2 protein-coding genes are annotated in these 13,944 nt (G+C 74.2%); both read right to left on the reverse strand.

Annotated elements, in window-relative coordinates; translation table 11 throughout:
• Window positions 1-11: 11 nt before the first annotated feature.
• The gene (locus tag ACFWY5_RS33815; RefSeq protein ID WP_379636704.1) at window positions 12-9,170 is read right to left on the reverse strand and encodes an SDR family NAD(P)-dependent oxidoreductase; all 9,159 of its coding nucleotides are present in this window, start codon (window positions 9,168-9,170) and stop codon (window positions 12-14) included.
• On the reverse strand, window positions 9,163-13,920 hold the full coding sequence (locus ACFWY5_RS33820; protein WP_379636706.1) for an SDR family NAD(P)-dependent oxidoreductase: 4,758 nt from the start codon (window positions 13,918-13,920) through the stop codon (window positions 9,163-9,165). The genes ACFWY5_RS33815 and ACFWY5_RS33820 overlap by 8 nt, the downstream gene beginning before the upstream one ends.
• Window positions 13,921-13,944 lie beyond the last annotated feature (24 nt).

Consider the following 13,944-nt stretch of genomic DNA (forward strand, 5'->3'; position numbering starts at 1 on the left):
CATTCCCTTCGTTACCGGCCACGCCTGCGGGCGGCCGAGGCTTCGAGTCCTGATCTGCGGAGCTGGGCGCGCACCTGGCTGCCGCCTTCGGTGCCGCCGTCGGTCTGCGCCTCTCCCGAGGCCATCGCCTCCACGGTCTGGGCCAGCGCGGCCACCGTGGGCGCCTCGTAGAGGATGTGCGGCGGCAGTTCGGCCAGCTCGAACGCGCGGCGGACCGCGGCCACGATGGTGACGCCGAGCAGCGAGTTGCCGCCGAGTTCGAAGAAGTTGTCCAGGACGCCGACCCGCTCCAGCTTGAGCAGGTCGCACCAGATCCCGGCGATCTTCTCCTCCGCGGGGCCGGTGGGCTCCTGGTAGGAGGTGACCAGTTCGGGACGGGGGTGACGCTCGCCGCTCGCCTCGGCGGCGGTGACCGCCTCCAGGGTGAACATCGAGCTGCCCTCGACCAGCGTCGGGAAGTCCTGGGTGGAGACCACGACGCGGGGCTCGCCGCTGGCCAGCACCCGCAGCAGCGAGCGCCAGCCGTCCTCGAACCCGATGCCGATGCGCACCCGGTTCTTGCGGAAGAAGTCCTGGAGCCCCTCGTCGTAGCCGGCCAGGCCGGCCTCCCAGGCGTTCCAGGTCCACTCGCCCCAGTCGACCGACACCACGCGGGTGCGGGAGGCGGCCGGCCGGTGGGCGCAGGCGTCGAGGTAGGCGTTGGCGGCGCAGTAGTCCACCTGGCCGGGGCCGCCGCCGGTGGCGGAGGTGATCGAGGAGAACAGGACGAGGAAGTCCAGCTCGGCCTCGTCCGGCTCGCCCAGGCGCAGCGCCTCGGCCAGCGCCCGCATCCCGGCGATCTTGGGGGCCATGACCTCGTCGAGCTCTTCCGGCCGCTTGAACTGCATGAGCCCCATGCCGGGCACGCCCGCCGCGTGCAGCACGCCGTGCAGCGTGCCGAACCGCTCGCGGGCCCGCCCGACCGCGCGGGCGACGTCGTCCGCGCTCGCCACGTCGCCGACGACCACCTCGACCTCGCCGCCGGCCGCCTCGATCGCCAGCACCCGCTCGACGCGGTGGCGGATCGTCTCGCCGGCCTGCTCGGCGCCGCCCAGAATCGCGGCCCAGCGGGAGCGCTCCGGCAGGCCGTTCCTGGCCAGCAGCACCAGCTTGGCCTGCGACTCCTTGGCCAGCTGCTCGGCCAGGCCGAGCGCGATGCCGCCCAGGCCGCCGGTGATCAGGTAGACGCCGCCGTCGCGCAGCGGCTCGGCCTCCGGCAGCGGCATGCGGTCGTAGCCGGGCACCCAGCGTCTGCCGCGCCGCAGTGCCACCGTCCTGGCGGACTGCTCGCGCAGCAGCTCGGCCACCAGGTCGGCGGGGCCGTCCTGCTCGGCGTCGATGAAGCGGGTGCGGACGTTCGGGTACTCCAGCGGGATCACCAGGCTCGGGCCGATCAGCTGCGCGCTGTCCGGGTTCGTGACGTCCTCGCCGAGTACCTGCTGGGTGCCGGTGACCGCCACGTCCAGCGACCAGCCGTCCACGCCCGACTCGCCCGCCGCCCTGGCCAGCGCGACCAGCGTGTGGGGGCCCTGCGCCGTCGCGTCCAGCCCCCAGAGGTGGACGACCCGGTCGAGGGGACGGCCCGCGCCACGCAGGTCTCTGAGCAGGGCCGCGGTGTCGGCCACGTTGCCGGGCCTGATCGTGTAGCCGTCCGGGGAGGTGGTGTAGGCGTCGCCGGGCCGTACGACGGAGATGGGCTTGTCCGTGGTACGGCGGAGCTCGGCCAGCACGCGCTCGGCCAGCCCGTCGCGGGAGTAGACCAGCCAGGTGGCGGGCTCGGCCCTCGGCGAGGCGGTGACCTGACGCCAGACGGGCTGGTAGAGCCACTGGTCCTCGGGCAGTTTGCCCAGGCTCGTGATCGCGTCGAACAGCGAGCCCTCGGCGATCGCGTCCTCGACCGTCCTCTTCCTGCCCTTGCTCGCGGGCGGGTCGATCCAGTAGCGCAGCCGCTGGAACGGGTAGGTGGGCAGCGGCACGCGGCCGGGCAGCCCCGCGGGGTCGGCGCCCTCGACGCGGCCGTGGTAGGCGTCCCAGTCGAGGGTGGCGCCGCCCAGCCAGAGGCGGGCCAGGCAACCGGCGAACACCTCGTCGTCGGGCCGGTTGTCCCCGGCGGCCGGCAGTACGTGGGAGATGAGCGGCCAGCGCTGCGGCGGGCAGCCCGCGCCGCGCACCAGCGCGCCGAGCGACTGGCCCGGCCCGATCTCCACGATCGCCAGCTCCGGGTCGGCCAGCAGGCTTTCGAGCCCGGCGGCGAAGCGCACGGTCTCGCACATGTGCCTGGCCCAGTAGCCGGGGTCGCGCACCTCGTCGCCGGCCACCTCGCCGGTCAGGTTCGACACGTACGGCAGCGCCGGGGCGTTGAGCCGGACGTTCTTCTTCACCCAGTCGGTGAGCTCGGCCGCGATCGGCTCCAGCATCCTGGAGTGGAAGGCGTGCGTGGTCTGCAGCGGCCGGCACGGCACCTCGGCCGCCCGCAGCCGCTCGGCCAGGGCGTCCACCGCCTCGCCCGGCCCGGCGACGACCGTCACCTGCGGCCCGTTGACGGCGGCCACGTCCAGCCCGTCGAGCGGGAAGCGGCGGCGCAGGCCGTCCTCGGGCATGGAGATCGCGAGCATGGAGCCGCCGGGCAGTCCGGCGATGAGCCGGGCCCGGTGAGCGACCAGCTTGAGCGCGTCCTCCAGGGACAGGACTCCGGCCAGGGTGGCGGCCACGTACTCGCCGAGGCTGTAGCCGAGCATGATCCGCGGCTGGAGGCCCCAGTCCATGAGCGTGCGGGCCAGCGCGTACTCGACGGCGAACAGCGCGGGCTGGACCACCTCCGTGCGCTCCAGCCGGGCGGCGCGCTCGTCGGCGTCGCCGCCGCGGCCGAGCAGCGCGGCCAGGCCGGGGGCGCCGCCGCGCTCGCCGGTCAGCAGGTCCGCCAGGTCCGTCAGGTCCGGCTCCCGCAGCCGCTCAAGGCAGGTGTCGAGGTGGGCCTTGAAGACCGGCTCGTGCGCGTAGAGCCCGGCGGCCAGGCCCGGGTACTGCTCGCCGACGCCGCCCAGCAGGAACGCGACCTGTCGTCCCTGCACGGTGTCGACCCGGTTCAGGACCCCGGTGCCGGTCAGTTCCTCCGCGGCTTCCCCGACGGTGGCGGCGACCAGGGCCCGGCGGTGCTCGAACGTCTTGCGTCCCACCTGAAGGGTGTACGCGACGTCGGCGAGCCGGGCCCCGGTCGCCTCTCTCAGGTGCTCGCCGAGGCGTTGGCACGCCTGGTCCGCCGCCGTGGCATTGCGCGCGGACAGCGGGAGCACCTGGTACCTGCGCGGGGACTCGGGGGCGGTGTCCCTGGCAGGCGCCTGTTCGACGACGAGGTGCACGTTCGTGCCGCCCATGCCGAGCGAGTTGAGGCCGGCGATGCGCGGGCGGCCGTCGCGGGTGCGCCACTCGGCCAGCTCGGTGTTGACGTAGAACGGGCTGTCGTCGAAGTCGATCTCGGGGTTGGGGCTGGTGTAGTGCAGGCTCGGCGGGATCAGGCCGCTGTCCAGCGCGAGCGCCGTCTTGATCAGGCCGCTGGCGCCGGCCGCGCGGTCGAGGTGGCCGACGTTGGTCTTCACCGAGCCGATGGGGCAGTACTTCTTGTCGCTGGTCCGGCCGAAGGCCCGGGTCAGCGCGGCCACCTCGATCGGGTCGCCGAGCTCGGTCGCGGTGCCGTGGGCCTCGATGTAGCTGATGTCGTCGCCGCTCACGCCGGCGTCGGCCATCGCGTCGGAGATGACCCTGGCCTGGCCGACCACGCTGGGCGCGGTGTAGCCGACCTTGAGCGCGCCGTCGTTGTTCATGGCCGCGCCGCGGATGACCGCCCAGACGTGGTCGCCGTCGCGGATCGCGTCCGGCAGTCGCTTCAGCAGTACGGCCGCGGCCCCGTCGCCGAACATGCTGCCCCGCGCCTGCGCGTCGAACGTGCGCACGTGCCCGTCGGGCGACTCCTGCCCGCCCGGCCCGAACTTGTGTCCCACCCGGTCCGGCACCCGGATCGAGACGCCGCCGGCCAGCGCCAGCTCGCACTCGCCCGCCCGCAGGCTCTGCACCGCCATGTGCGCGGCCACCAGCGAGGTGGAGCAGAACGTCTGCACCGCCACGCTCGGCCCGTACAGGTCGAACAGGTAGGACACGACCGTGGTCAGGGCGTCCTTGTCGTTGCCCATGATGACTTCGAAGTCGCTGAAGTCGTCGCTGTCGGCGCCGAGCAGGTGGTCGCTCATGCGCAGCAGGTAGGTGCTGATGTTGGCGCCGCCGAACACGCCGACCCGGCCCCGGTTCTCGGGGGCGGCGTACCCGCCCTGCTCCAGGGCCTCCCAGCAGACCTCCAGGAAGGCCCGCTGCTGCGGGTCGGTGATCGCGGCCATGCGCGGGCTCATCCCGAAGAAGGCCGCGTCGAACTCGGCCACCTCGTCCAGCACCGGGCGCGCCGGCACGTAGGCCGGGTCGCGCACCAGCTCGGGGTCCACGCCCGCGGCCACCAGCTCCTCCTCGGAGAAGAACGTGATGGACTCGACGCCGTCGCGCAGGTTGCGCCAGAAGGCGCCGACGTCGGAGGCGCCGGGGAAGCGCCCGGCCATGCCGACGATGGCGATCCGCCGGTCGTCGTCGTCCTCGCTGGGCTTCGCCCGCTCGACGACCCTCGCGTTCGCGGGCGCGGCGGGCAGGGCCGCGCCGCGCTCGTCGAGGATCGCCGCCAGCCGGTTCACCGTCGGCGCCTCGAACAGCATCACCGTCGGTACGGCCACGCCGAACCGCTCCTTCACCAGCCGGAGCATCTGCAGCGCGACCAGCGAGTTGCCGCCCAGGTCGAAGAAGTTGTCCCGGGTGCCGACCGGCTCGACGCCCAGCACCTCGGACCAGAGCTCGGCCAGGCCGCGCTCGGCGTCCGTGAGCGGCGGGCTGTACGGCTGCGGCAGCTCAGGCCGGGGAAACCGGTCCCCCTTGGCCGTCACCGGCGTGCTCGCGGCGGCGCGCGGCAGCCGGTCGTCCAGCCCGCCCGCCGCCACCACCAGGCCCGGCGCGGGCGCGGCCAGCAGCCGGTCGAAGGCGGCCATGCCCTCTTCGGTGCTCATCGAGTGCGCCACCATCGCGGCGCCGAGCCCGCCGCCCAGGCGCTCCAGCGAGACCGCCCAGGTGTCCCAGCCCGCCGCCACCCACGTGGTCGGGGTACGGCGGGCGTGGACGCGGTGGGCCAGCGCGGTCAGGGCGGCGTTGGCGGCGGCGTAGCTGCCGAACGTGATGCCGCCGAGGATCGAGGAGGTGGAGGAGAACAGCACGCAGAACGCCGGCGGCCGCTCCATCTCGTCGAAGACCCGCTCCAGGACCTTGGCGCCGGCCACCTTGGCGGAGAAGTGCCTGTCCACGGCGGTCTCGTCCAGGTCGCGCAGGGAGACGAAGGTGTCGGGGTTGCTCTCGGCGGCCAGGTGGATCACGCCGTCCACGCCGTCGAGGGCGGCGCGCATGGCGTCCGGGTCGGTGACGTCCACGGCGGGGGTCAGCACCTCGACGCCGCGCGCCCTGAGCCGCTCCACCGCCGCGTGGCGCGGGTCGGCGGCCTGCCCGTTGGGGCTGCGCAGGCCGTTGCGGCTGGTCAGGACGAGACGGCCGGCTCCGGCGCCGGCCAGGTGATCGGCCAGCAGGAGACCCACCGGGCCCAGGCCGCCGGTGACCAGATAGGCACCACCTTTCTTGACGCCCTCGCGCGCGCCGGTGCCCTGTTGGGTGTCGCCGGGCCTGTTGCTCACTCGGGTGTCGGCGGGGCGTACCGGCTCGAAGTCGCGCAGGAGGCGGCGGCCGTCGCGGTAGGCGGCCAGGACCTCGCCCTGCGGCGCGGCGAGTTCGGCGGCCAGCAGCGCGGCGGCCTCCCCGGCGGCCAGGCCGGGCGGCAGGTCGACGGCGCGGCAGTCGAGGTTCAGGTACTCCTGGTTGGCCACCAGCGGCAGCGTCGCCACGGCCGCCTGGGCGGGCGACGGGCTCTCGCCGGGAAGCACGGCCTGGCCGCCGGAGGTGACCACGATGATCCGGGTGTTGTCGCCGCTCTCGGCCCAGGCGTCCAGGAGCGCGGACACGGGCAGCAGGGCCTCCCGGCCGTCGCCGCCGTCGTCGGTGTGGTCGAGCATGCGCAGGTCGACCACCACGTCGGCCGATCCGGGGCCGGCGTCGATCCCTCCGCCGACGGATCCGGGACCGCCGACGGATCCGGGACCGGCGACGATCTCGACGTCGGTGCCCGTGGCGCGCAGTACCCCGGCCAGGGCCTCGGCCACGCCGCCGCGGTCGGCGACCAGCACTGCCCGGCCGACCGGCGCGGACGCCCCGGCGGTCTCCGCGGCGGTCCACTTCGCGGCCATCACCCGCACGTGCGGTTCCGGCGCGGCGGCCGGTGCCGGGATGTCGATCGGCGCGACGGCCGTCGCCGTGGCGGCGGGCGCGTCCACCCAGTAGCGGGTGCGCTGGAACGGGTACGGCGGCAGCGACACCTTGGCCACAGGCCGGTCCTGCTGGTAGCCGGCCCAGTCCACCGGCACCCCGGCCAGCCACAGCCTGCCGACCGCCTCGGCGAGCACCTTCCCGGCGGGCCGCTGGTCGCTCTCGGCGGGCAGCGCCTGCACGATGAGCGGCCACCGGTCGCGCGGGCAGTCGCGGTGCCCGCGGACCATCGCGCCAAGCGACGGCCCGGGGCCGATCTCCAGCAGCGCGGAGTCGTCGTGCCCGAGCAGCGTGCCGATGACCTTGTCGAACTGCACGGGCGCGCACATGTGCTCGGCCCAGTAGCCGGGGTCGGTCACCTGTTCGGCGGTGGCGAGGGCGCCGGTCACGTTGGAGACGTAGGGGACGCGGGGCGGGTTGAGCGTGATGGTGGCGGCGATCCACGCGGTGAGTTCGCCGCGGATCGGCTCCATCATGCGCGAGTGGAAGGCGTGGGTGGTGGCCAGCGGGCGGCACGGGATCGACTCGGCCTCCAGCAGCGCCCGCACGGCCGCCAGGCCCTCCGGCTCGCCGGAGATCACGGTCAGCTCGGGACCGCTGACGGCGGCCACGTCCACGCCGGGGACGGCGGCGATGCGCGCCCGCACCTCGGCCTCGGCCAGCGGGACGGCGCTCATGCCGCCGGCGGGCAGCTGGTTGATCAGCTTGGCCCGGTGGGCGACCAGCGCGAGCGCGTCGTCCAGCGAGAGGACCCCGGCCAGGGTCGCGGCCACGTACTCGCCGAGGCTGTAGCCGGCCAGGATCGACGGCTCGACGCCCCAGGAGCGCACCAGCCGCGCCAAGGCGTACTCCACCGCGAACAACGCGGGCTGGTGCAGGTCGGTCGAGGTGGCGTCCGAGGCCTCGGCGCGGCCCAGCATCCTGGCCAGCGCGCCCGCCTCGCCCGTCACGCGGGGGCGGAGCATGGCGGCCAGCGGGTCGGCGCCGTCCATGAGCCCGCGCAGCGCCGTACGGCACCGGTCGAGCGTCTGGGCGAAGACCGGCTCGGTCTCGTAGAGGTCGGCGGCCATGCCCGCGTACTGCTCGCCGGTGCCGGCCAGCAGGAAGGCCACGGGCCGGTCGTCACGGGTGTCGGAGCGGGTGAGCACGGCCGGCTCGCGCAGCCCGGCCACGGCCTCGGCCGCGTCGCCCGCGACCAGGATCCTGCGGTGCCCGAACAACTGGCGGCCCGACTGCAGCGTGTGCGCCACGTCGGCCAGCCGTACGCCGTCCTCGGCCTCCAAGCAGGCGGCCAGCCGGTCCGTCATCGCGTCCGCCGCCTCGGCGGTGCGCGCCGACCAGACCAGCAGCTCGGCCCTCGGCTCCGTCTCCGGCCTCGGGACCGGCGGCGCCTCCTCCAGGACCACGTGGGCGTTCGTGCCGCCGATGCCGAAGGCGCTGACCCCCGCCCTCCTGGTACGGCCCGCCGCCCGCGGCCAGGAGCGCAGCTCGGTGACGACCTCGATCTCGGCGTCGCCGCTGCTGAGCTGCTGGTTGGGCGTGACCAGGTTGAGCGTGGGCGGGATCTCGTCGTTGCGCAGCGCCAGCGCCGCCTTGATGAGGCTGGTCACCCCTGCCGCCCGGTCGAGGTGGCCCAGGTTCGTCTTCACGGAGCCGACGAGCAGCGACTCGCCGCGGAAGACCTGCTGGATCGCGGCGAGCTCGGCGGCGTCGCCGAGTGCGGTGCCGGTGCCGTGCGCCTCCACGTAGTCGATGTCGGAGGGCGCCAGGTCGGCGGCGGCCAGCGCCTCGGCCATGACCGAGGCCTGTCCCTGCACGCCGGGCGCGGTGAAGCCGACCTTCTTGCCGCCGTCGTTGTTGACCGCCCAGCCGCGGATGACCGCGTAGATCTGGTCGCCGGCGTCGAGCGCGTCCTCAAGGCGGCGCAGCACGATCACGCCGACGCCGCTGCCGAGCGGGCTGCCGAGTCCCGCCGCGTCGAAGGCGCGGCACTCGCCGTCGGGCGGGGCGATCCCGCCGGGCTGGTAGATGTAGCCGACCCGGTGGGGGACGTTGACGGCGACGCCGCCGGCCAGCGCCATGTCGCATTCGAACCCGGCCAGGCTCGTGGCCGCCGCGCAGATCGCGACCAGCGAGGTCGAACAGTAGCTCTGCACGCCGTAGCTGGGTCCGGTCAGGCCCAGCGTGTGCGCGACGCGGGTGGTCAGCGAGTCCTTGTCGTTGGCCAGGCCGAGCGCCAGATGGCCCATGACCTCGCCGATGCCGCCGGGCAGCAGGTTGTTCTGCATGTAGGAGCTGTGGGCGCAGCCGCCGAAGACACCGATGGAGCCGTCGAAGCGGGTCGGGTCGCAGCCCGCGTCCTCCAGCGCCGCCCAGCTGTGCTCCATGAACAACCGGTGCTGCGGGTCGAGGATCTGCGCCTCCTTGGCGCCCAGCCCGAAGAACGAGGCGTCGAACAGGTCGATGCCCTCGATGACCGGGTTGGCCTTCACGTAGCTCGGGTCCTGGAGCTGCTCCTCGGTGACACCCTCGGCGCGCAGTTCCTCGTCGGTGAAGCGGGTGATCCCCGATCTGCCCGCCCTGATGGCGGACCACAACTCGGCGACGCCGGGCGCGCCCGGGAACCTCCCGGACATCCCGACGATCGCGATGTCGGTGCCGGCGCTCTCGTCACTCACGGTTCTTGTCCCTTCCGGTGCTGGGCCTTCCGCTTGCGGACCGGGCGCGGCGCCGCCGCTGACCCCTCGCCGAGCTGCTGGTCAGTACTTCCTGCGTGGCCGACTCGCCGCCGTCGACGGCCGCGGCGAACGCGGCCACGGTCGGGTGCTCGAACAGCACGGCCGGGGCGATCGGGACGCCGAGCTCCTTCTCGATGGCGAGCACCATGGCCATCCCGACCAGGGAGTTGCCGCCGAGGTCGAAGAACGGGTCGTGCACGCCCACCTGGTCGATGCCGAGGTAGGCGCCCCACATCTCGGCGATCAGCGTCTCCCGCTCGTTACGCGGCCGCGCGTAGTCGGTGCGCAGTTGCGGGCGGGGGAAGCGCTCGCCGCGCGGGACCGCGGAGGCGGCGCCGATGAGGTTGTCGATGTCGAGCATCGCCGTCCACTCCCTGACCACCTCCCCGAGCGGCTGCCTGGCTGCCAGGACGTAGCCGTGGCCGCCCTGGATGATCGTGTCGAGGAGCTCGTTGCCGGCCTCCTCGGCGAAGCCGTACCTCTCGCGGTAGGCGCGCACCCGCTCGGCCAGGCCGCCGGTGCCCTTGAAGTTCTCGGCCTGCCAGTCGTCGTGCAGCCAGGGGCCCCAGGAGATGGAGACGACCCTGGTGGAAGGGGCGGTGGCGGCCAGCGCCTCGCCGTAGGCGTCGAGGACGCTGTTGGCCGCGCAGTAGTCGCCCTCGCCGATACCGCCGAACGCGGTGACCGCCGAGGAGTACAGGACGAGCAGCTCCGGCCGCTGGTGTTCCGGGGTCCGCGCGCCGACCAGTTCGGCCAGCGGGCCCATGGCCAGGACCTTGGGCGCGAGCACCGCGCGGGCCTCGGTGACGGTCCTGCGCTGCATCAGCCCGCCGGCGGGCAGACCGGCCGAGTGGATCACGCCGTGCAGGGCGCCGTAGTGGCCGCGCACGTCCTCGATGGCCCGCCCGAACCGCTCCGCGTTCCCGGTGTCCGCGGCCACCAGCAGCACCTGCGCACCTGCCGCCTCCAGCGCCGCGACGTCCTGGAGCGTGCGCTCCGCCCGGCTGCCGGGCTCCGGCGTCGCCTCCCTGTCGAGTGGGGTACGGCTCAGCAGCGCCAGCTTCCTGACCCCGCTCCGCACCAGATGCCTGGCCAGCCCCATCCCCAGCCCCCGGGTGCCACCCGTGATCAGGTAGACCCCGTCGGCCCGCCAAGGAGAGCCCTCGCCGGGGGGCGCGGACGGCACTTCTGACCAGGCGCGGAGCCAGCGGTGGGTGCGGCGCCAGGCGGCCAGGGCGTCGCTGCCGCCGACCTCGGCGATCAGTTCTGCGGCCAGTTGCCCGGCCGCCAGTTGCCCGGCCTCCGGAGCGTCGGCCGGGGCGTCGGCCGGGGCGTCGGGGTCGAGGTCGACGCCGGTCCAGCTCAGGTCCTTGAACTCGTGCTGTACCGCCCGCCCGAACCCGTGTGCCATGGCCTGCTGGGGCGCGAGCGCGTCCCCGCCGAGGACCTCGGTGGCGCCCCGGGTGACGGTGAGCAGCCGGGAGCCGGGGACGACGTTCATGGCCTGGGTGGCCAGCAGCAGGCTGTCGAAGCCGTGGCCGATGGCCGCCACCAGGTCGGTACGGTCGGACAGCAGGCTCCACAGGTGCGCCACGTGCACGGGACCGCCGGGCAGGTCGCCGAACACCTCGCCATACTGGGCCGGGTCAGCGGGGTCGATGGTCAGGCGGCGCCCCTCGCGGTGAGGGCCGATGCCGGGGAGGACTTCGATGACCGTGGTGCCGCCGGCTTCGGCCAGGTCGGCGAGAGCCGTACCGGCGAGGCCGTCGGAGAAGATCACGAGCGGGCCGGGCAGGGAGAGGAAGGCCGGGAGGGCGGGGCGTGCGGCGGCCCGCTGCCACGCGGGCACGAACCGGAAGTCGGCCGGGTCGCTCGAACCGGCGGGGGCGGCGGCCCTGATGACGGTGGCGGGGGCGACGTCCTGGCCCGGCTCGGGCCAGAAGCGGGTGCGCTGGAACGGGTAGCCCGGCAGGGTGGTCACGCCCGCGCCGGACGGGCCGGTCAGGTCCCAGCGGATCGTGGCGCCCAGCTCCCACAGCCGGCCCGCGCTCTCCAGCAGCTCGGTCCTGGCGTCGCGGCGCTCGCCGGTCGTCCACAGCGCGGGCAGCGTGCCGAGGACGGCGGCGGGCCCCGCGCCGGCGAGGTTCTGGCGGACCAGCCCGCCGAGTGTCTGCCCGGCGCCCAGCTCGATGAAGACGTCGATGTCGTGGTCCACGCAGTGGCGTACCCCGTCGGCGAAGCGGACCGGGCTGACGAGCTGGTCGGCCCAGTAGGTGGCGCTGACGGCCTGTTCGGGGGTGAGGGCGGCGCCGGTGAGGTTCGCGACGATCGTGGTGGCCGGCGGCTTTCGCGGCACGGTCTCCAGCAGGGCCAGCAGCTTGTCGCGGGCCGGCTGCAGCAGCGAGCTGTGGAAGGCGTGCGCCGAGCGCATCGGCCGGCAGGCCAGCCCGGCGGCCATCAGGACGGCGGTGGCCTGTTCGATCTGGGCGGGCAGGCCGCTCAGGACCGTCATCGACGGGCCGTTGAGCGCGGCCACGTCGACCTCCAGGTCGGGCAGCGCCTCGCGGATGCTCTCCTCCGAGGCGGCCACGGCGACCATGCGGCCCGCGGGGACCGCGTTGATCAGGTGGGCCCGCTCGATCACCACGTGCAGGGCGTCCTCAAGGGTGAAGACGCCGGCCAGGCACGCGGCCACGTACTCGCCGAGGCTGTAACCGATGAGCATGTCGGGGGTGACGCCCCAGTGCGCGAGCAGCTTGGCCAGCGCGTACTCGACGGTGAACTGGAAGGGGTGGGCGATCGGGGCGTGGTCGAGCGGGTCGTCGGCGCGCTCTCCGGTGTCGCGGCCGAGCAGCGCGGCCAGGTCGTCCTGCCTCGGGGCGGCCTCGGCCTCGAAGAAGGGGCGCAGGTCCAGGTCGGCGTGCGCCAGCACCTGTGCGACGCACTCGTCCACAGCCTGTGCGTAGACGGGCTCGCTCGCGTACAGCTCCTTGCCCAGACCGGCGTACTGGTCGCCGACGCCGGGGAGCAGGAAGGCGATCCTCGGGTTGTCCTTGGCCCGGGAGATCGCGGGGGCCTCCGCCAGGGAACGCAGGCGGGTGACGGCCTCGCGCAGGTCCGCCACGACCAGCAGGCGGCGGTGGTCCAGGTGGGCCCGGCCGCTCTGCAGCGTGCGGGCCACGTCGGCGGCGCGCAGATCCGGCTGCCCGGCCAGGCGGAGCGCCAGCCGTCCCGCCTGCTCGCGCAGCGCCGTCTCGCTGCCCGCCGAGACGGGGAGGGCGTGGACGGGGGCGACGACCGGCGACGCCGCGACCTCAGGGGCCGCTTCCAGGACCACGTGGGCGTTCGAGCCCGACAGTCCGAACGAGCTGACGCCCGCCAGCCTCGGCGCCAGCTCCAGCACCTCGTTGACCGGCTGCACGGTGCCGTCCCCGGGGATGGCCGTCGCGGGACGGTCCAGGTTGAGGTTGGGCGGCACCAGGCCGTTCTCCAGCACGAGCACGGTCTTGATCAGCCCGGCGACCCCGGCGGCGGCCTGCGTGTGGCCGATGTTGGTCTTGATGGCGCCCACCCGCAGCGGCCGCTCGGCCGGGCGCTCGCCGAACACGTCGTGCAGGGCCGACAGCTCGATCGCGTCGCCGAGCTGGGTGCCCGAGCCGTGCGCCTCCACGTAATCGACCTCGTCGGCCCGGACGCGGGCGGCGGCGTGCGCGCGGGTGATCACGTCAACCTGGGCGCTCCTGCTGGGCGCGGTGAGCCCGTTGCTGCGCCCGTCCTGGTTGACCGCCGAACCCTTGATGACCGCCCGGATACGCCGCCCGTTGGCCAGCGCCTTCGACAGCGGCTCCAGCACCACCAGGCCGCCGCCCTCGCCCATGACGTAGCCGTCGGCGCCCTCGTCGAAGGTCTTGCACCGGCCGTCGGAGCACATCATCATGCCCGCGCACGCCTGGATGAACATCGACGGGTGCAGCGTGAGCGAACATCCCGCGGCCAAAGCCAGGTCGCACTCGCCCCTGCGCAGGCTCTCGACGGCCAGGTGCACGGCGATCAGCGAGGAGGAGCAGGCGGTGTCCACGCTCATCGTGGGGCCGGTCAGGTCGAGCTGATAGGCGATACGGCCGGCCGCCACGCTGGAGATGGCGCCCTGGCCCAGGTACGGGTCGGCGACCGCGTCCCGGCCCTGGAGCTCCATCTGGAGCCGGCCGTACTGGAGGGTGTCCATGTAGCCGACCATCACGCCGGTCCTGCTGCCGGCCATCCGGTCGGGGGCCAGGCCCGCGTTCTCCAAGCCTTCCCACGCCAGCTCCAGCAGCAACCGCTGCTGCGGGTCCATGCGCAGCGCCTCGCGCGGCGAGATGCCGAAGAACTCCGCGTCCCAGCCGGTCACGTCGTCGAGGAAGCAGCCGTAGCGCGTGTACATGCCGCCCGGCTTCTGCGGGTCGGGGTCGTAGTAGTCGTCGATGTCCCAGCGCGCGGGCGGCACCTCGCCGACGGCGCTCCTGCCTTCGCGCAGCAGTTCCCACAGGCCCTCGATCGTGTCGCCGCCGCCGGGGTAGCGGCAGGCCATGCCGACGACGGCGATGGGCTCGTGGCGGCGGTCCTCGGCCTCGGTGAGGTTCCGGCGCGCTTGGGCCAGTTCGACGGTCACACGCTTGAGGTAGGCGCGCAGCTTTTCCTCGGTCCCCATCGGGCGAACCTTTCCGGTAACGGG

The sequence above is a fragment of the Nonomuraea sp. NPDC059007 genome, assembly GCF_042740555.1.
Taxonomy (GTDB): domain Bacteria; phylum Actinomycetota; class Actinomycetes; order Streptosporangiales; family Streptosporangiaceae; genus Nonomuraea.